Here is a 20,976-nt window from a genome sequence, read left to right as displayed (position 1 = left end):
CTGTAATAATGAGCTGGTAATGTAAATTTAACGCGATTATTTTGCCATTCAACGCAAAATTAAAAGTTATAGTATAACATTGTTGATGATGCCATTTTGTAGTGTTATATTATATCACAACATAACAACCACGATTCGAAGTAATTATGACAAAGTTAACACTCATATCCTCAGCGCTACTGTCTGTTTTGTGTTCTCACTCTGCCCTAGCAGCAACGATTAACGGCACAGTAACAGATTCAAAAAAACAACCTATTGCTAATGCAACTATCCATGTTCATGGAAAGTCACAAAGCGTGAAAAGCAGTGAACAAGGTCAGTTTAGCATCGACATAGATGCTAAAAGCCAATTACATATTAGTAAAGATAACTACATCGATTCACGTATATCGCTTGAGAATGTAGACGATACAATTACTGTTACATTAAAGCCGTCTTCGGTTGAAACTGTGGTTGTGTATGCCTCGGCACTGCATAAAAATAGCTTAGAAATGATTTCACCTGTAAGCGTACTATCAGGGGATGAACTAAAAAATAAAGCGAAACCGACCCTAGGTGAAACACTTAAAGGAATACCAGGAGTAAACGCTAGCTACTTCGGTCCTGTGTCTTCAAGTCCGATTATTCGTGGCCTAGGTGGTCCTCGTGTTAAAATTACTCAAAACGGTTTAGATAGCAGTGATGCATCACGTATCGGTCCAGATCACGCGACATCAAGTGATAGCTTAGCCGCTGAACAAATTGAAGTACTACGAGGCCCAAGCACCCTACTATATGGCTCTGGTGCTATTGGCGGTGTAGTAAATGTGGTTGATAACCGTATTCCAACCAATAATATTGACGCACTCTCGGGAGCGGCACAATACACACACGATACCGTTTCAAATGCGAACACCTATGCGGCAAAATTAGAAACAGGCAGCAATAACTTTAATTTTCATTTTGATGGCACCAAACGCAGTGGTGATGACTATCAAACGCCTCGCTTTAACCTACCAGATGAACATGAAGAAGGTGAAGTACACATTGAGGGCGATGAAGAAACAGCCACTTCAGTTGAAAATACTTTTATCGACAGTGAAACAGTGAACTTTGGTACCAGCTATGTCGGTGAGCATTTAACCGTTGGCTTTTCATACGGCAATATTGAAACAGACTATGGCATTCCAGGGCATTCACATGATCACGGTCATGCCCATGAAGAAGAAGGCGATCATGAAGATCATGCGGATGAAGAACATATAGAAACTCCCGTTTATGCTCATTTAGAGCAAGATCGTTGGCAAGGACTGGTAAGCTATGCATTTCATGATAACTGGATTGAATCGATTAATCTTCGTCTTGGCTACACCGACTACACTCACAGTGAAATTGAAGATGGCGCGATTGGCACCACGTTTAGTAACGAAACCACTGAAGCACGTTTAAATGTAGAGCATCAGTTAGGCCAATGGCATGGCATGATTGGCTATCACTATAGTGAATCTGATTACGATGCAATTGGCGAAGAAGCGTTTACACCTGCAAGTGTCACTACCACTCATGCGTTATATTTACTTGAAGAACGCACATTTGGCGATGTCACCGTAGAGCTTGGCGCCCGCCTAGAAGATTATGATATCAAAAGTGATGTAGATACACATCAGCACAGCCATGATGAACAACCTGTATCGGCAGATGAGACCATTAACTACACCCAAAGCTTTACTAATGTAAGTGCCTCAGCAGGTGCGATTTGGGAGTATATGCCAAGTCACAATCTAGCCGTTAGCTTGTCACATTCAGAGCGTGCGCCACTTTCAGCTGAGTTACTCTCTAATGGTGTGCATGTTGCCACAGGTACTTATGAGCTTGGTTTGGGCTATCATATTGAAGGGGCAGAAGCGCATTTTGAACCTGAAGAAATTAAACAAGAGACCTCAACCAATCTTGATATTAGTTTACGTCGTTTTAGCGGTGACTTTGGCTACACCGTCAACTTTTTCTATAACGATATTAAAAACTTTTATTATCAACAAAACACCGGATTAGTGTTTGATGAGATGGATGGCTTTGAGTCTGCTGCCAATGGACACAGCGATGCAATTGATGTTTATCAATTTACCAGTAAAGATGCGCAGCTTTATGGTTTTGAATTTGATGCACATTATCAAATAAACCCCAGCGCCATGGTAAAAGTATTTGGTGACTCTACTCGCGCCAAACTAAAAGATAATGAAGGTAATTTACCACGTATCCCTGCCAATAAATTGGGCTCAGAACTACAATATACCCTAGGTAATGCGCAATTTACCTTAACAGGAACCCATTACTTTGAGCAAAATGATATTAGTGCTTACGAAACGGCAACGGATGGCTATACATTAATTGATTTACAAGCCAATTATCAACTTGATTTAGGCGCAGTTGACACGCAGCTATACCTAAGTGTTGATAACATTACTGATGAACTTGGTTTTGTACATAGTTCATTTATTAAAGATACGGCACCTCTTCCTGGACGTAACTTCCAATTTGGCGTTAGAGGCTACTTTTAAAACGCGCTCATTTTTAATCAGACAATAAAAAACCGCATTCGTAATAATGAATGCGGTTTTTTTACAACTAAATTCTAATTAAAGAATTGCGTGTAACTCAACGTCAAATACTAGAGTTGAGTAAGGTGCGATTGCAGCACCGGCACCACGTTCACCATAAGCAAGCTCATGAGGAACGTATAAACGCCATTTAGTACCTACTGGCATCATTTGTAATGCTTCAGTCCAACCTTTGATCACGCCACCTACTGGGAATTCAGCAGGTTGACCGCGCTCGTATGAGCTATCAAAAACAGTACCGTTTACTAAAGTACCGTGGTAATCAACACGTACTGTAGACTCTGCAGTTGGCTTTTCGCCTTCACCTGTTGCAAGTACTTCGTACTGAAGACCTGACTCAGTAACTGTAATTTCAGGACGTTTTGCGTTTTCTTCTAAAAATGCAATACCTTCAGCAGCCAATACTTTAGCTTCTTCTTCACGACGAGCTTGGATCTCTTCGTTGATTTTCTCAAATGCAGCTTGGATCTCAGGGATCTCTACTTGAAAAGCACTGCCTGCATACGCATCTTTCATGCCTTCAAATACTGAATTTAAGTTTAAACCTTCAAAAGGGTTAGCCTTAAGTTGCTCACCCATTTGTAAGCCAATACCGTAACTTGCTTTTTCAGCATCTGTAGTAAAATTATCTGACATAATGTGTTATTCACGTTTTGTTAGTTAAAAGACCCGTATATGCTATCACAAAATAAAAGCCGTTTGGGGCTAGTTTTTATTGAGTTTTTCTTTAATTAAACCAATAGCAAAGGTACATACAGGTAAACTGAGCAAAATTCCAACAAGTAAGCTCATCGGCAACAATCCGACCACGCCGATCAACAAAAGAGGCACAGCCACCAAACCGATAATGCCAATGTAAAACGCGCCCCACACTGGCCAAAAATGATCGTATTTTGTGATTAAATGCCCGGATAAAAGATTAAACCCGATGCCATATAAGAAAGTCATCATCAGCGCATTATCTGGGTATGCATCAATGGCCATTTTTTGTAATAACGATATGGCACTTTGGTAACAATAACCAAACACAGTCCATAGCAGGATGTGCTTGAGTAAACGTTTAGAAAAGGATAACTCCGGGGACTGTGACATAATAAAGCTCCAGATAGCAAAAAACCGCCAATAAGGCGGTTTTTTAAATAATGGTGGAGAGATAGGGATTTGAACCCTAGAGGGGCTATAAACCCCTGCCGGTTTTCAAGACCGGTGCATTCGACCACTCTGCCATCTCTCCGTACGGCGCGCATAATAATATCATACGCTTAGCTTGTAAAGCCCTATTTTACTAAAACTGATTAAATAGTTAAATATTAACCAAGATAGTCATAAACCCTAGTAATATTGTTTAGGTCTGCGGGCAATCCAAGAACATACTAAACACAACAGTAAGCTGGCAGTTAAAAATGCAATACTTTGAAATATTAAATCGAAGCGGTTTAAATCATCACTTGGGATCACAACTAACACAAACGAAGGCAGTACGGTGAATAATAGAACATAGCAGCATATTTTAAAGGCTCTGCCAAAATCAAATCGTCGAGACTGTTGCATCCACCACGTTAGCAGTACTAGCACACCCATCGCAGTTGCAGCAATAAAGTGAGCTGCTTGTGTATTCATTGCAACATAAAATGTCGCAAGCGCGCCAACAACACCCCAGATTGACCAAGCAAACCAGTTTTCTTTTTCACGTAAAAATAAATTTCCCATCATTTTCGTCTTCTTTATCGTTATTATTGGTAAGACTTTCCATACATTACCAAAAAACAACCGATTAAAAAACAAACTGAAGAAGATTTATTGCGTATGGTGCTTCCGTGCGCTTCTCGCAGCTACAATATTAACCGCGGTAGTGTAACACGATTAACTTAATGAATTATGACTATATTGAATATAAAAAGTTCATCCTATTGCTACAAAAAACTAAAATAGTTTTCTGGTTTATGGCGCGGTGACTTTTTACACTCAACTGCTGGCGTCCCTAAATACAAATAACCCACTATTTCATCATCATTGTTTAAGTTAAGCGCGTGTTTAACACTGGGGCTTTGTGCAAAGTAACCTGTGCGCCAAATACCGCCAAGCCCTTGTGCAAATGCGGCTTGTTGCATAGCCAGCACGCCACAGCCTGCACTTTGAACTTGTTCTATTCTTGGTACTTTTGGATGTTGTTGATATTTTGCAATGGCAATAATGATCATGGGTGCTCTAAGGGGTAACTCTTTAGCACGATTAATTACTTTTTCAGCTTGCTGCTCGGCCAAAGCGCTTTGATAATAAATTTCACCCAACTTATGACGTGCATCCCCTTGAACAATGATATATTGCCAAGGCGCAATACAGCCATGATCGGGAACTCTGAGCCCAGCCTGCTGAATAATGTTTAGTTGTTCTTCATTAGGGCCTGGCTCTGTCAGTTTTGCATCTGACTGGCGGGTTAATAAAAGCTCAATAGCATCCATTATAATTACTCAAAAGACAAAACAATAGCATACCATTGAAACCCTTAGGTTAAAATATAATGGGCACCCCGCTGTTATTATTTGCTTATCAAGAAAGCACCTAGGTTAAAAAGTAGACAAATAATATCGCAATCCAAATAGCCGTGTATTTGTGCCATTACAAAGTGGCGCTCGCCTTTTGCGTGTAAATAATTAGGTCGAACTAATGAGAGGCTTTATAGATTTAATTTTGCCAGTTAAGCGTTGTAGCCGAGGCACCATTAAAAATCGTAATAGCGTATTTATTAGCTATACAAGGAATGGGGGAAGGTAAAAAACAACAATATAAGGGTCTGATTATAAGTTAACTATCTTTAAAAAATAATCAGACCCGTGTACTTACTTAAATTGCATATTAGATACTGCGTGCAACTTGTAAGGCTTCGAATATAGCGCGCTTGGCATCAATAGCCGCTGCTAGTTTAGCGCCACCAATAACATGAACCTTGGCATTCTCTGCTTGCGCCTTAAATAGTTCGTCATTAGACACTTGGCCAATACAAGCAATCACAGTATCAACTGGCAATACTTGTGTTTCGCCAGCAACACTGATAGTTAAGCCGTTTTTATCAAAACGATGGTACTGGCAATTGGCAATTTGCTTAACGCCATGTTGTTTAGCAACTTGACGATGTATCCAACCGGTTGTTTTGCCTAAATCACCACCAAAGCGCCCTTCACTGCGTTTAAGCATATAAAGTTGACGATCATCTTTGTGAGGCTGAGCCTCGCACTCTATTCCCCACTGGGTTTTAAAGTCGCTGATACTTTGTGATTTATGTTCACTTAAAAATGCCACCATATCAAAACCGATACCGCCTGCGCCTAAAATCGCAATCGAATTACCAAGTTCAACCTCACCGCGAATGACTTCATCGTAGGCAAAAACACGTTTGTCATCACTACATTCTATAGAGGCTTCACGTGGCCTTACACCCGTGGCAAAAACCACATCGTCAAACTGGCTCAGCATACTATCATCAAATGCTTTGCCTAATTCAATGGTGACGTTTAAACGCTTAAGTTCATTGGTAAAGTAAGCCAATGTATGGTTAAAGTCTTCTTTACCTGGTATTTGCATGGCCAAATTAAACTGCCCACCCATATGCTGCTTTTGGTCAATAAGCGTTACATTGTGACCTTTTTGCGCTAAGTAACAACTTGAAGAAAGCCCAGCAGGACCCGCTCCAACCACTAATACATTTTTAGCTGTTGCGGCTTTTTCTAGAGGGTAATCAAGTTCAAAACCCGCTTGTGGATTAACTAAGCACGTGGCACGTTTACCTTTAAATACGTGGTCTAAACAGCCCTGATTACACCCAATACAAATATTAATATGGTCAGAGCGCTTCGCTTGGTATTTATTAAAAAACTCAGGATCGGCAAGTAAAGGACGCGCCATAGAGATTAAATCAGCTTCACCCGCCGTTAAAATATCATTGGCAATTTCTGGTGTATTAATGCGGTTTACGGCAATAACAGGCACGCTAATGACATCTTTCAACCGCTTTGACGCTTCTTTAAATGCGCCTGGGGGTACCATGCTTGCAATTGTCGGTACTCGAGCTTCATGCCAACCAATGCCAGTATTAAAAATATCAACACCTGCTTTTTCAAGTGCAATAGCTTGTTGTGTTACTTCCTCAGGAGTTGAGCCATTCGGAATTAAATCGATAACAGACAGTCTAAAAATAATTAGAAATTTATCTGAAACTTTAGCTCTTACTGCTTTTACAATCTCAACAGCTAAACGCATTCTGTTTTCAAGACTGCCACCAAACTCATCGTCTCGTTTGTTTGTATGCGGTGCCATAAATTCATTAATTAAGTAACCTTCAGAGCCCATCACCTCAACGCCATCGTAACCTGCTTTTTCTGCTAAATATGCAGAGTGAGCAAAATCTTTAATGGTTTTTTTAATTGAACTTAAAGACATAGCCTTAGGTTTATAAGGGTTGATCGGTGCTTTTATCGCACTTGGGGCTTGATTGAATGGATGATAGGCATAGCGCCCAGCATGCAATAACTGCAGGCAAATTTTACCACCATGTTGATGAACAGCTTGCGTATAAGCACGGTGTTTAAAAACATCATAATAACTATTAAATGATGATGAAATAGGCGTTAACTTGCCGCGAAGATTAGGGCTATATCCCCCCGTAATGAGCATTGCTGTGCCACCTTTAGCACGTGCTTCATAAAAAGCACGTAGGCGTTTACGATTATGCCATCCCTCTTCGAGGCCGGTATGCATTGATCCCATTACTAAACGGTTGCGTAATTGTGTGTGTTTTAGTTCTAATTTTTGTTCTAACATCCTGTGCCCCAATAACTGGTCTAACCTGTGTGCATTTAGTCAATTCTGCTTTAATGACCAACAATAAGCAATATATGAGCAGATTAAACTTAATAATTTTTTAACTTAAAACCTGTTGACTGCGTTTATCTTGACCAATAGCGTGAGTTAAAAGTAGTGACTACAGCCATAATTTCAGTAATTATTTATTAAATAAACACGTGTTTAATCTCAAGTGTAATTGAATTTATAAATGTTTCGTTACGATTTAGCAGTTAAATTTATTTATATTCTACGCTAAGATGGCAATAACGTTTTAGCTGTACCAATTTAAGGAGCTATTTTGATAGCAAAGGTATTTAAAGGTATATGGACGGGGATCAACTTCTCACGTCGTTTAATACTCAACGTATTGTTTTTATTTTTGGTCGTCATTTTTATCGTATCGGTATCAAGTGACGGTGATAAAATTATTGTCGAAGAGGGCTCTGTTCTTAGACTTAACCTTAATGGCCCTATTGTCGAAGAAAAAACCTATATAGACCCTGTTGAAGCCGCTATTAATGATGCAACGGCCAGTGCTGACTCACCCAGTGAAATATTGCTCGACGATGTAGTTGAAGTAATTAATGAAGCAGCACAAGACTCGCGTATAAGCGCTATTTTGCTTGATTTACAAGAAATGCCAAAAGCACATTTAAATAAGCTCAAACAAATTACACAGGCACTTGAAACATTTAAAGCAACTGGTAAAAAAGTGATTGCCTCAGGGTATTACTACACCCAAGCACAATATTACATTGCCGCGCATGCAGACGAAATTGCGATGCATCCTTATGGTAGTGTGCTTATTGAAGGCTACGGTATGTACCCGCTTTACTTCAAAGACGCATTAGAAAAATTAGAAGTCACTCAGCATATATTCCGTGTAGGTACCTTTAAATCGGCCGTTGAACCGTTTATCAGAAACGATATGTCAGAGGCAGCTAAAGAAGCAAACCGTGTATGGCTTGGTGCTTTATGGAATGAATATAAGCAAGACGTTAGTGCTGTACGTCCTTTTGATGAGTCAAACTTTGATGAAACAATGGATGTTTATTTAGCTAAAATGCAAGCCGCTAATGGTGATGCCGGTAAATATGCACTGGATAACCAATGGGTTGATTCATTAAAAACCAATCAGCAAATTCGCCAACAATTAATTGAATTGGTTGGAGAAAATGAAGATGGAAAAACATTTAAACAAGTCTCTTTTGGTGAATACTTAAGTTTAGTAAAACCGCCTATTGAGTTTGATAACCCTATGACTGAAAAAGTCGCTGTTGTGGTTGCTAAAGGCACTATTGTTGATGGTGAGCGCCGTGCTGGTGAAATTGGTGGTGATTCAACTGCAGCCCTACTTCGCAAAGCGCGACTTGATGACAAGGTTAAAGCGGTGGTTTTACGAATAGATTCAGGCGGTGGCAGCATGTTTGCCTCAGAAGTAATTCGTGCTGAAGTACTTGCACTTAAAGCTGCTGGTAAACCCGTTATTGCATCAATGAGCTCAGTAGCTGCATCAGGCGGTTATTGGATTGCATCGGCGGCCAATGAAATTTGGGCAGCGCCGAGTACAATTACCGGTTCAATTGGCGTATTTGGTACCTTTATGACATTTGAAGATACCCTCGCTAAAATAGGCGTGTATTCAGATGGCGTAGCGACCACCGAATTGGCAGGTTTTTCAATCACTCGCCCACTTAACGAGAAAATGGCTAAAGTTATTCAAATGAGTGTTGAAGAAGCGTATGGACGCTTTTTAGATGTGGTTGCTGAGGCACGTAATATGACCCCAGAGCAAGTTGATAAAATTGCCCAAGGTCGGGTATGGATTGCCTCTCAAGCTCAAGAGCTTGGTTTAGTTGATAAACTTGGTAATAAACAAGATGCGATTAAAGCAGCTGCAGAGCTTGCAAAGCTTAACTACTATGACGTTAAAACAATTAAGCAATCGCTTAGCCCACAAGAAAAAATGCTTCAAGATATTTTCGGCAGTGCCGCCGTTAAATCAGTACTTGGGCTTGAAACACAAAAAACAGCAGTATTAGCCAGCCAAGCTAATCTGCAAAGTGTTATTAAACAATTAAGCAGTGAAGTAGAAAACCTAAAAGATTATAACGATCCACAAGGTGTTTATGCCCGCTGTTTAGAGTGTACAGTTGCACAATAGTGCCTTAACAGGCTGTATTGATTAGCAGTTAGCGTTATACTAAGCCCAGTTTTTTTACTGGGCTTTTTTTATGAAACGTAAACGCATTTATATCGCTTACACTGGCGGTACCATAGGAATGAAAAAATCAATTCGCGGCTATATTCCTGCTGAAGGGTTTTTAACCGAAACCGTGGTTAATAACGCAGAGTTTAATCGTGAAGAAATGCCATTATTTGATATTCATGAATACTGCCCGCTTATAGATTCTTCAGATATGTCACCTGCTCATTGGCAACTCATCGCCGATGACATAAAAAGTAAATACCAAGATTACGATGGCTTTGTGGTACTGCATGGTACTGACACTATGGCCTATACTGCATCAGCTCTGTCGTTTATGTTTGAAAACTTAACTAAACCTATTATTGTGACCGGCTCACAAATTCCGCTGTCTCAATTACGCTCTGATGGTCAAGTTAACCTACTTAATGCCATGTATTTAGCGGCTAACTACCCAATTGCAGAAGTCAGCTTATTTTTTAATAATCAGTTGTTCAGAGGTAATCGTGCCACCAAAGCCCATGCAGATGGGTTTGATGCATTCGCCTCACCTAACTTAGAGCCGCTTGCGCTTTCAGGTATTAATATTCAGCTGATCAAAGGGCAATTAAGCCCGTATGTAGAAAATGAACTCCAAGTTACCCCTATTACACCGCAAGCTATTGGCGTGCTGTATTTATACCCAGGGATCAGCAAAGAAGTAGTAAAAAGCTTAGTTAATGGCAATATTAAAGCCCTCGTACTGCTAAGCTTTGGCGTAGGCAATGCGCCACAAGACCCTGAGTTTTTAGATATTCTGGATGAAGCAAGTAAACGGGGTGTTATTATTACTAATTTAACCCAATGTTTAAAAGGCCAAGTGAACATGGGCGGTTATGCCACGGGTAATGCGCTGTTAAACATAGGCGTGATCAGCGGTTACGATATGACCTTAGAAGCATGCTTAACTAAGCTGCATTACTTGTTTAGTCAAAACCTAGAAATTGAAACAATTCGCCATTTAATGCAAGATAACCTGCGTGGTGAGCTGACCCGTTAAGTAATCAGTTAAGCGAATAACAAAAAAGGACGCTACTTAGCGTCCTTTTTGATTACTTAGATTTTATTAACGAACTTTTGCGTCAATATCAACTAAGTCAGTTAAATGACACGTTTCACCACTGTGGGTTTTAATGCCATGCTCACCAAAGTAATCACGCTGGGCTTGAACTAAGTGCCCATTACTTGGTGTTGTTAACGTTGCTAAGTAGGTTTGTGTTGCACTAAGCACAGGAAACGCCAGACCCGTCATAACGGCTTGGCCAGTCACTTTACGCATCGCTAATGACTCTTTTTCAAGCGTATCAATAAACTCAACGCCTTGCGCTACACTATCTAGATAATCAGCACGGATAATACACCCTGCACGCCATGTTTGTAGCGTTTTCGCTAAATCAACTTTCCATTGATGAGTTCGTGAAGCGCCTTTAATTAATGCAAGTCCTTGACGGTATGCCAATAGGCTCGCAAGGGTAAACGCATCTTTTAATTCATCTAAATCAATATCAACTTGCGTGGTATTTTGTGCGCTGTATGTCATTTCTTGTGCGGCAGTGGTATTACACGCATTGGTTAAATGACGAGCTTGTACAGCAGCCACTAGCGACGGTACCGCAATACCTAATTCAAGGGCGTTTTGTGCTGTCCATAAACCGGTGCCTTTTGCGCCTACTTTATTGTCAATTAAATCTACAAGCGGCACATTATGCGAATTTTCAAGTGATAAAATATGGCTTGAGATTGACAGTAAATAGCTATTTAGCTGCCCTTGAGACCATTCGTTAAATATCTCTGCAATTTCTTTAGGTGAGCGATTAGTGCCGTGACGCAATAGCTGATACATTTCTGCAATCAGTTGCATGAGTGCGTATTCAATTCCATTATGAACCATTTTTACAAAATGGCCGCTAGCTGACTGGCCCACACGCGCAAAACACGACTCACCTTTATAGCTTGCAGCAACCTTTGTAAACCATGGCTCGACACGCTCCCAGCCACCTTCAGAACCACTGGCCATCATAGCTGGACCGTGACGTGCACCCTCGGCACCGCCTGAAATACCCATAGTGGCAAATTCAAACTTATCTTGGTATTTGAGCTTACGGTTAATACCGTCTTTATAATTACTGTTACCACAATCAACAATAATATCACTACACTGAACACCCGCTTCAATAAGCTCGTTGCAAACCGCATCAACTAACTCGCCAGCAGGCACAAGTAATAAAATAGAACGCGGTGCTTCTAAACGCCTAACCATATCCCCTAGATCAGAGACAATGTGAAGTTTATCAGCCATGCCTTGTGATTTAGCACAACTTAGTAATTCTTCACCCGCATTTGGGTTTTTGTCATAAGCGACAAGCGTTATCCCTTTTTCAATCAAGTTCAGGGCAAGATTTTTCCCCATAACGCCTAACCCTACTAATGCAACTTGCATTTAGTGCCCTCCTCGGTAACAACTATTTGGTTAGTAAATTAAAATAATACCGCGTGCATTATACTCAGACCGCAGCCATGAGCAAAGCTACATGCATTTATTACAGCTAAAATAAACGCCGCAATTATATCAAACAACCGCCCTCTCAGGGGAAGAAATAGCAGTGCTATTTAAATTTTTAGATCATTGACGCCCTGTGACACCGGTGTCATAATGATGACATATTCATTTTGTATATAATAGTCGCAATGTTATAAAAATTGCATAAAACTAAAGATTGCTCTTTATTAGTAATCGCTAAAAACAAAATAACCGTCAACTTGCTTAAAAAAAAGCACACAGGAGAATTTAATGTTAAGACGTACAAAAATAGTCGCGACACTTGGACCTGCAACAGATAGAGATAATAACTTAGAAAAAATTATTCGTGCAGGCGCAAATGTCGTTCGATTAAATTTCTCACACGGTGTTGCACAAGATCATAAAGACCGTGCACAAGCTGTTCGAGATATTGCAACTAAACTTGGTAAGCACATCGCGATTCTCGCTGACTTACAAGGCCCAAAAATTCGCGTTTCAACCTTCAAAGAAGGCAAAGTGACCTTATCTGTTGGTGCAAAATTTATTCTTGATGCCAAAATGGAAAAAGGCCAAGGCGATATTAACGCCGTCGGTATTGACTACAAAGAGCTACCACAAGATGTTGCCCCTGGTGATTTATTGCTATTAAACGATGGCTTAATTCAACTCACCGTAGAAAGTGTTGAAGGTCACTTAGTTCATACCATTGTGACTGTTGGCGGCGTACTTTCTAATAATAAAGGGATTAACCGTTTAGGTGGAGGCTTAACGGCACCTGCATTTACGGAAAAAGATAAGGAAGATTTAATCACTGCTGCTGAAATTGGCGTTGATTACATTGCGGTTTCTTTTCCTCGCAGTGGCGATGATATGCGTTATGTGCGTTCACTTGCGGAAGCTGCAGGCTCTAATGCACAGCTTTTAGCTAAAATTGAGCGTGCTGAAGCAGTAGAAACACAAGAGGCAGTTGATGACATTATTTTAGCGTCTGACGCTGTTATGGTTGCCCGTGGCGACTTAGGTGTTGAAATTGGTGATGCTGCACTAATGGGTAAACAAAAACTCATTATTCGTCGTGCTCGTTCATTGAACCGTACCGTTGTAACCGCTACGCAGATGATGGAATCGATGATCGATAACCCTATGCCAACACGTGCAGAAGTTATGGATGTTGCCAATGCAGTACTTGATGGCACAGATGCAGTGATGCTTTCTGCTGAAACAGCCGCTGGTGATTACCCGGAAGAAACCGTTGCTACTATGGCGCGTGTTTGTCTAGGTGCTGAATCACAAAAAGAAACACACGTTTCTAAACATCGTTTAGACAGCCGTTTTTCTTCTAATGCCGAATCAATTGCCTTATCAGCTATGTATGCAGCTAACCACTTAGACTCTGTTAAAGCGATTATCACCTTGACTGAGTCAGGTAGCACGGCAAAATTGATGTCGCGTATTAGCTCTGGACTGCCTATTTATTCACTTTCACGTCATGCAAGTACATTAGGTCAAACAGCGCTGTATCGTGGTGTTTACCCTGTATTTTTTGACTCTACAAAATGTGAAAAAGATAGCATGGTTAAAGATGCACTAAGCACACTCGTAGCCGCAGGCTCATTACAAGCAGGCGATACCGTGATTATTACCCACGGTGATGCGATGGAAACGATTGGTGCAACCAACACGATGAAAATAGTCACAGTTTCGTAACTGTAACGCGCATAAAAAACGCGAGCTAAAAGCTCGCGTTTTTTATGCTATTTATTAAAGTTAGCTAGCTAATGCTGCTTTTACTTTATCACGGTAACTTCTACTTACTTTAAGCTCTTGTCCGTTATCTAACACTAATAAATATTCACCACTAACCTGAGTTACCAGCTTGCTAATTTGTTTGGTGTTAACAATCGCGCTGCGATGAACACGTACAAATAAGCTTGGATCCAATTCTTGTTCAAGCTCTTTCATGGTTTTACGTAATATATGCGTTTGCCCATCTTGGCAATGCAGACACATGTAATCACCTGCCGCATCTACCCACTGTATTGTAGCAACGGGTACTCTGACAATTTCGCCCTGCTCTTTTACGGCCAATGACTCAGGATAACGACGATCTGTAAGGGTATCGCCTGTGGCTAATTTCTTTAAAATTTCTTCGCAGTTATTGCCTGTTATCCCTGCTACGAAACTCGCTAGTTTTTTCTTATGGGCGTTATCCTGCTGAGTTTTTAAATAGGTATGCACTTTTTCTACCGCCTGTTTTAATCTGTTATCATCAACGGGTTTTAAAATGTAATCTAAAGCATGAATTTCAAATGCTTTAACAGCAAAGTGATCAAACGCCGTAACAAACACAATGGCAGGTAAATCTTTACTGCTTTCACTTAAAGCACGTGCGACTTCAAAACCGTTCATACCAGGCATTTGAATATCAAGAAAGACAAGATCAATTTTTTCGTTTTTACAACTTTCAATCGCATCAAAACCTGAGCTACACAGTTTGATCACTTCAATATCAGAAAACTCTTCAAGCCTGACGGCTAAACCTTTACGTGCTAATGGTTCATCATCAACAATAAGCGTTTTTATTCTTGTCATTTCTTCACAGCCTTCTCAAACGGGACTCGCAGATTAACTTTTAACCCACTTGGCGTATTATGTGATAATACAAACGAGTAATTATTTTCGTAGAGCGTTTTTAATCTGTCTCGGGTGTTTGCCACCCCTACGCCTTGTGCATTAACTAACTGACCATTTTCAATATCAGTGCCAGGCCCATTATCGCCCACTTCAAGTAATAATTCATTAGCAAAAACTTGCGCTTTTATATCAATAACACCACCTTCTGACATATGGGCAATGGCGTACTTAATGGCATTTTCGATGATCGGTTGTAATATTAAGCTTGGCACTAGCGCTTGTTTGGCCTGCTCACTCACGTCCACATTAACTTGTAAGCGCTCATCAAAACGTACACGTTCAATTTCTAAATAGAGCATTAATGCATGTAACTCTTGCTCCAGCGGCACTTTTTTAATTGGATCAGTATTAAGCGTATAGCGTAAAAAGTCACTCAATTTAGATACCATCAAGTTAGCATCTTTATTTTCTTTTACCAAAACTAAGGTTGATATTGCATTGAGCGTATTAAACAAAAAATGAGGATTTAGCTGGTATCTAAGCATTTTTAACTGCGCTTCGTGCGCCATTGTGGTTGCTTTTAAGGCTTTTTGACGTTCACTTTGTAATAACTGGTAATACTTAACACCAAAGTACAAACCACTCCAACACAAAATAATATAAACAGAATCAAGTCCTTGTTGTAAATAATAAAACCATTCTTCAGGACGGTATCCGTGGCGATAAATTTCCCACAGGTTAAACTTTTGCACCACGGCCCATAATGTACCGGTTATATAAGAGGCGCCAAATACAACAATAATTAATACCCAAGGTGAGGCATTCCAAATTTTGCGATAAATATAACGCAGAGGCACAGTCATTAAACAGCCCGCATAGGCGTTTAGTAAAATAACGAATACGTAAATATCACGCATTTCGAATACTTTAGAACCAATATAGTTAACTAACGCATAACCTATCCAGCCTGCAATTTGCAAAAGCCAGAAAAAACGTTGTCTGTTATCAATTAAAGACTGCCAATTCAAAATTAATTATTACCTTGTAAATTTGTCACTATTATATCGATTTATCGTCAGGTATAGCACTACCAACTGTCTTACTTTTTAATAGCCCTATCGCAAACAATAAATTAAATAAACACTGGATGGATGCTCAGTTCTGGTTTAGTTGTTACGTTAAACAAATTAAAACTCGTGTTGCAATTACCCCTTGCGGATGGTTTAAAACGCATAAAAAAAGCGAAAGGCATCCACCTTTCGCTTATCAATGTTTACTTTTATTTTTTAAGCAAGCTTATCTGAAGCAACTTTATAAGTCGGATCTTCAATTACATTCACTTCAACTAAGTCACGTGCTTTATGAAGTAGTTCAGTACAGTCTTTACTTAAGTGACGCAAGTGCAGCTTTTTACCCGCTTTATTGTATTTGTCAGCTAAGCTGTCGATGGCCTCAATCGCACTATGATCCGCAACGCGACTGTATTTAAACTCAACAATCACATCTTTAGGGTCATTCTTAACATCAAATAAATCAGCAAAGTTTTTAACCGAACCAAAAAATAAAGGCCCATGTAGCTCGTACACTTTTGAACCTTCTTTATCAATATAGTTAGTTGTGTAAATATGTTTTGCATGCTGCCATGCAAACACTAACGCAGAGACAATAACACCTACACACACCGCAATCGCAAGGTCGGTAATAACCGTTACACCCGAAACTAATACAATTACAAAAGCATCAGATAAAGGGACGCGTTTCATCATTTTGAAACTCGCCCATTCAAACGTACCCAGCACCACCATAAACATAACCCCAACTAATGCCGCCAGTGGAATCATTTCGATTAAGCTTGAAGCGAAGATAATAAATGCAAGTAACATCAATGCGGCACTAATACCTGATAAACGCGAACGTCCACCTGAATTAATGTTGATCATAGATTGGCCAATCATGGCACAGCCACCCATTGCACCAAAGAAACCACATGTGACATTGGCCGCACCTTGGCCAATACATTCTTTATTAGAATGGCCACGGGTTTCTGTAATTTCGTCAATCAAGCTTAGCGTTAACAGCGATTCAATTAAGCCAATTGCTGCAAGAATAAGCGCATATGGAAAGATAATTTGTAGTGTTTCTAGGTTAAAAGGGACCATAGGAATATGAAACTGTGGTAAGCCACCGGCAATGGTTGCAGCTTCATTTCCTGTCATGCCTTTTAAGAAATCAAGTACCGTACGTGCTTCTAAATCAAGACCAATCACTAAACCCGTTACAGTAACAATAGCAACCAGTGATGAAGGCACCGCGGTAGTTAATTTTGGTAAAAAGTGAATAATTGCCATCGTTAGCGCCACTAAACCTAACATGATGTAAAGCGCACTGCCCGTCATCCACATTTGGCCGCCAGCACCATCAGGCACTTTAAACTGTCCAAGCTGGGCTAAAAATATAACAATCGCTAAACCGTTAACGAAACCGAGCATAACAGGATGCGGAACCATACGAATAAATTTACCGAGCTTAAATACCCCAGCCAATATTTGTAGTAGTCCCATCAGCAACACAGTGGCAAATAGGTATTCCACTCCGTGATCAAGTACTAAACTTACCATCACAACCGCTAATGCACCGGTTGCACCCGAAATCATACCCGGACGACCACCAAAAATAGCCGTAATTAAGCCCACAATAAATGCGGCGTATAAACCAACAAGAGGTTCTACATTTGCAACAAAGGCAAATGCAACAGCTTCTGGGATCAAGGCAAGTGCCACTGTCAATCCAGAGAGAATATCGTTTTTAGCAGAGCTTGGCGCTCTGCTGAGTAAGTTAAACATTGAGTTCCTCAGTTTTATTTCGCTAACAAAAAAAGCGCTAGATTTTATCAAATTAGCGCTCATTTCACAATTATAGTTAATTCAGCCTGTGTGTTTTTAGCTGCTTAGTAAAGTTTAAAGTGGCAGTGCCGTGCTTCGTTTAACACACGTCATGGTCACATTAGAATGAACCTCTTGTACATATTCTAAGCTAAGCAAGTTATCGCGTACAAAGTGCTCATAACCTTCTATGCCTTGAGAAATAATACGCAACATAAAGTCCATAGTGCCAGCCATGGTGTAACATTCAGTCACTTCATCATAGCTAAGTATTAATTTTTCAAACTCAGCTAAATTCTTTTTACCATGGTTTGATAAACGTACATGGGCGTAAACCAACATATCAAAGCCCAGCTTTTTTTCATCAAGCAATGCGACTTTACTTTTGATGTAGCCATCTTGTTCTAATTTAGCAATACGACGCCAACAAGGAGACTGAGAAAGTCCGACTTTGTCTGCAATCTCAGCAGTTGATAAACTTGCATCTTGTTGTAAAAGTGCCAATATTTGGCGATCTACGTGATTTAGAGACATTTTATTTCTTATTTATCTAATAAATTGGTTAAATTATACAGCCTTTTTAAAAAGCAGTCTGCTTATTTTTAACAAATATGCACATCAACCAAACTGGCCACTTACAAATGGGTTAGTAGCCTGTTCATGAGCAACATGGGTGTTGTCACCATGGCCACTTAAAATTGCAGTGTTCGGTGGTAATGTCATGATATGTTGCATTATAGATTCGATTAGCTGCTTGCTGTCGCCTTTAGGAAAGTCGGTACGCCCTATTGAACCTTTGAAAATAACATCCCCGACGATAACCGTATTGTGTGCTTGTTGATAAAACACAACATGCCCTGGCGCATGCCCTGGGCAATGAAGTACTTTAAATTCAAGCTGCCCAACCTTGATACTATCACCATGGGCTAACCATTCATCAGGATAGAAGGAGTTGATCGGTTTAAAGCCAAACATAGTGGCTTGCATCGGTAAATTGTCGAACCAAAAACGTTCATTCTCATGAGGCCCAATCATCTTTACCTTGTGTTGCTCGCGTAAATTATGCGCAGCGCCTACATGATCTAAATGCCCATGGGTTAACCAAATCGCTGCTAATGATAAATTATGCTGCTTAAGTGATGCATTAATTTTTTCAGCATCACCGCCAGGGTCGACCGCGACAGCTTGCTGGGTTTGTTCACATACTATAATGCGGCAATTTTGCATAAACGGGGTTACGGGAATAGTGATTATTTTCATCTTATATTTCTTTATCTTTTTGTGCTGGAATAACTATATTCTCTTCGTATGACATTAAAACTGGGTATTTCAAATAAGCTTGATCATAAAATGGGCTATGCTCATATAACCAATTTAAACGTGCATCAGCGTTCTTAGCAAAGTCTTTATCCTGGTTTACTTTTTTATCAAATTCTTGGGCTAATTTGGGGTCATCAGCAAGCATTTTTTCAGCAAACGGTATCAAAGCATAATTTTCCATATATTCAGTGCGCTGAAAAATAGTATTAAACTCTCCCCAAGCAAAAAATGAATCTGGTGCTTCAGGATGTAGCAAGTGGACAGCTAACTCTCCTGCCTTTTGCTGCGTACTCACTTCAAACCAACCATCTAAATCCACATTTGTAGCTGGTACATAATCAAAACTAGCCGACACTCTAAAACGCCCTTCAAATGGCGCTTTATCAAAACTATATTGCGCTACTTTTGCCATTTTTAATGGCTGAGTGTTGGCACCACTGAGCTTATTAACTGACACCCCATGCAGGGCTAATTTCTCAATAATATCGGTGTAAACAGGTGGAATAAAAAATGATTTTGGTACTTCAACCGTGTGCTGCACCTCTTTTTGCCAAAAAATAGGCAGCTTGTCATAATCCTGTTTTTTACCCAAATAGCTTACTTCTTGTTGATTTGACAATGGGCTCAGGCTTTTAGAATAAGCAATACCTTTAAACGCGATATGATCAGGCTGCTCAGAATAACCACGCTTAACAATTAATTGCTTAGGAACAAATTCTTGTTCTTTTTTTACTGCATTAGCGAGTTTATCTTTATGCGCTGATAATGCTTCAATAGCACCATCTATAAACACATAAGTCCCTAACACGCGTTGTTTGTATGGCTTTAAAGAATGGTTTTCAACTAAAATGGTAGGCAATGACTTTAAATCACCCCACCCGTTTGAAAACCGCGGTGTGGCAACCCAACCTGCTAAACCTGATTTAAATTCTTGCTTATCCATAACAAACACTAAAGGGCCCGGAACATGGCCTTGCTCAGTGAGGGTTTGATCAATCATTGGTTTAAAATAACGGTTAAGCGCATCTGAAATGGCAGGCGACTCGCTAGCAAATACTGGGTTATAGCCATAGGTTACATCGTATTGGTAATCAGCCCCATCAGTCACGTGTACGTCAATATACAAATTCGGATTATAATCATTAATTACTTGAAGGACGCTTTTAACCTCTGGCGTATCAAGCTTAGTGTAATCACGATTTAAATTAAGATTATTTGCGTTTGTTCTAAAACCCATTTTGACAGGGCCACGCTGATTAATACGATTAAACGCACTACTACGCTCGTGACCATCAACGTTTAATATTGGGATAAATAAAATGTTTACCTTTTTTAATATATCGCGTCGTTTACCCGTAGCAATGTCTCTAAGCAGCATAAACATCGCATCTTTACCATCAATCTCACCAGCGTGAATACCAGCCTGAATAAGCACGGTTGGTTTGGTGCTATTGGCCATTTGCCCCGCATTAAAAAAACCTTGTTCGCTGGCAATCAACATTTTTATTGCTCGTTTACTATTACTATAGCCAATCGTTTTTGATTTAAATTGAGTGGGATTCGCAGCCACTAATCTATCAACAAATGCCATGGTATTAGCATAATTGGGAGACGAGACTCCAGCAGAAATTTCAAAGTCTGTGGTTAAGGGTCCCTGTTGTTGCAATAGTGAGGTACTACTACCTTCCCATGGTAATAATGGCGGTAAATGATTGCTATTTGCCATACTTGCAGATAAAACCAATAAACTTATAAACATATACTTCTCTAACAAACCCATTAATTAAGAAAAATTATAGCAATTAAACTTTTCTAGTTGCCAAAACTGCGGTGGTTCAACAAAAAAATACAGCCAACGGCATTTTTAGTTGCAGCCCAGCCACGCTATCAACATCTACTGAATAAAAAGGGCTAATAAGTAACTAAAAAACGAAC

General features: G+C 39.9%; 16 protein-coding genes and 1 tRNA gene. 4 read left to right on the top strand and 13 right to left on the bottom strand.

Going from position 1 to position 20,976, the window contains the following annotated elements:
- Nucleotides 1-146 precede the first annotated feature (146 nt).
- On the top strand, nucleotides 147-2,537 hold the full coding sequence (locus PSM_RS07160; RefSeq protein ID WP_013464869.1) for a TonB-dependent receptor: 2,391 nt from the start codon (nucleotides 147-149) through the stop codon (nucleotides 2,535-2,537).
- A gap of 78 nt (nucleotides 2,538-2,615) precedes the next feature.
- On the opposite strand, the gene PSM_RS07155 is transcribed toward PSM_RS07160, so the two are convergent.
- The 6 genes from PSM_RS07155 to PSM_RS07130 form a co-directional block, all read right to left on the bottom strand.
- On the bottom strand, nucleotides 2,616-3,233 hold the full coding sequence (locus PSM_RS07155) for an FKBP-type peptidyl-prolyl cis-trans isomerase (protein ID WP_008112467.1): 618 nt from the start codon (nucleotides 3,231-3,233) through the stop codon (nucleotides 2,616-2,618).
- A 69-nt stretch (nucleotides 3,234-3,302) separates the two neighbouring features.
- Nucleotides 3,303-3,626 (bottom strand): hypothetical protein, encoded by a 324-nt coding sequence (locus tag PSM_RS07150; protein ID WP_013464868.1) that lies wholly within the window; start codon nucleotides 3,624-3,626, stop codon nucleotides 3,303-3,305.
- Nucleotides 3,627-3,740: 114 nt separating this feature from the next.
- Nucleotides 3,741-3,831, bottom strand: a tRNA-Ser gene (locus PSM_RS07145).
- A 98-nt stretch (nucleotides 3,832-3,929) separates the two neighbouring features.
- The gene (locus tag PSM_RS07140) at nucleotides 3,930-4,307 is read right to left on the bottom strand and encodes a hypothetical protein (protein ID WP_029609974.1); all 378 of its coding nucleotides are present in this window, start codon (nucleotides 4,305-4,307) and stop codon (nucleotides 3,930-3,932) included.
- A gap of 203 nt (nucleotides 4,308-4,510) precedes the next feature.
- Nucleotides 4,511-5,059: an NAD(P)H nitroreductase gene (locus PSM_RS07135; RefSeq protein ID WP_013464866.1), complete on the bottom strand. Its 549-nt coding sequence runs from the start codon at nucleotides 5,057-5,059 to the stop codon at nucleotides 4,511-4,513.
- Between the two features lie 394 nt (nucleotides 5,060-5,453).
- Nucleotides 5,454-7,415, bottom strand: coding sequence for an oxidoreductase (locus PSM_RS07130; RefSeq protein ID WP_029609975.1), 1,962 nt, complete (start codon nucleotides 7,413-7,415; stop codon nucleotides 5,454-5,456).
- A gap of 322 nt (nucleotides 7,416-7,737) precedes the next feature.
- Between PSM_RS07130 and sppA the strand changes: the two genes are divergently transcribed.
- On the top strand, nucleotides 7,738-9,603 hold the full coding sequence (sppA, locus tag PSM_RS07125; protein WP_008112457.1) for a signal peptide peptidase SppA: 1,866 nt from the start codon (nucleotides 7,738-7,740) through the stop codon (nucleotides 9,601-9,603).
- A gap of 70 nt (nucleotides 9,604-9,673) precedes the next feature.
- Entirely contained in the window at nucleotides 9,674-10,684 is a 1,011-nt protein-coding gene (gene ansA, locus PSM_RS07120) for an asparaginase (protein WP_008112456.1), read from the top strand.
- A 66-nt stretch (nucleotides 10,685-10,750) separates the two neighbouring features.
- Here the strand turns inward: ansA and gndA are convergent, their stop codons facing one another.
- Entirely contained in the window at nucleotides 10,751-12,124 is a 1,374-nt protein-coding gene (gndA, locus tag PSM_RS07115; RefSeq protein WP_013464864.1) for an NADP-dependent phosphogluconate dehydrogenase, read from the bottom strand.
- Nucleotides 12,125-12,475: 351 nt separating this feature from the next.
- Here gndA and pyk point away from each other — a divergent pair, with 351 nt between their 5' ends.
- Complete coding sequence (pyk, locus tag PSM_RS07110) at nucleotides 12,476-13,912, top strand: pyruvate kinase (protein ID WP_008112452.1); 1,437 nt, start codon at nucleotides 12,476-12,478, stop codon at nucleotides 13,910-13,912.
- A gap of 60 nt (nucleotides 13,913-13,972) precedes the next feature.
- On the opposite strand, the gene PSM_RS07105 is transcribed toward pyk, so the two are convergent.
- From PSM_RS07105 to PSM_RS07080, 6 genes are all read right to left on the bottom strand, one after another.
- Nucleotides 13,973-14,797, bottom strand: a complete 825-nt coding sequence (locus PSM_RS07105) for a LytR/AlgR family response regulator transcription factor (protein WP_008110464.1) — start codon at nucleotides 14,795-14,797, stop codon at nucleotides 13,973-13,975.
- Nucleotides 14,794-15,867, bottom strand: a complete 1,074-nt coding sequence (locus PSM_RS07100; protein WP_008110465.1) for a sensor histidine kinase — start codon at nucleotides 15,865-15,867, stop codon at nucleotides 14,794-14,796. The genes PSM_RS07105 and PSM_RS07100 overlap by 4 nt, the downstream gene beginning before the upstream one ends.
- Nucleotides 15,868-16,125: 258 nt before the next feature.
- Complete coding sequence (locus PSM_RS07095; protein ID WP_008110467.1) at nucleotides 16,126-17,682, bottom strand: SulP family inorganic anion transporter; 1,557 nt, start codon at nucleotides 17,680-17,682, stop codon at nucleotides 16,126-16,128.
- 114 nt (nucleotides 17,683-17,796) lie between these two features.
- The gene (locus PSM_RS07090; protein WP_008110469.1) at nucleotides 17,797-18,255 is read right to left on the bottom strand and encodes an Lrp/AsnC family transcriptional regulator; all 459 of its coding nucleotides are present in this window, start codon (nucleotides 18,253-18,255) and stop codon (nucleotides 17,797-17,799) included.
- An 84-nt stretch (nucleotides 18,256-18,339) separates the two neighbouring features.
- Nucleotides 18,340-18,981, bottom strand: coding sequence for an MBL fold metallo-hydrolase (locus PSM_RS07085; protein WP_013464862.1), 642 nt, complete (start codon nucleotides 18,979-18,981; stop codon nucleotides 18,340-18,342).
- Nucleotide 18,982: 1 nt separating this feature from the next.
- Nucleotides 18,983-20,800 (bottom strand): M14 family metallopeptidase, encoded by a 1,818-nt coding sequence (locus PSM_RS07080; RefSeq protein ID WP_013464861.1) that lies wholly within the window; start codon nucleotides 20,798-20,800, stop codon nucleotides 18,983-18,985.
- Nucleotides 20,801-20,976: the final 176 nt, after the last annotated feature.

It is taken from the genome of Pseudoalteromonas sp. SM9913 (assembly GCF_000184065.1).
GTDB lineage: Bacteria > Pseudomonadota > Gammaproteobacteria > Enterobacterales > Alteromonadaceae > Pseudoalteromonas > Pseudoalteromonas tetraodonis.
Note: the sequence above shows the minus strand (reverse complement) of the source record. Positions and strands in the feature narration are given on the sequence as shown.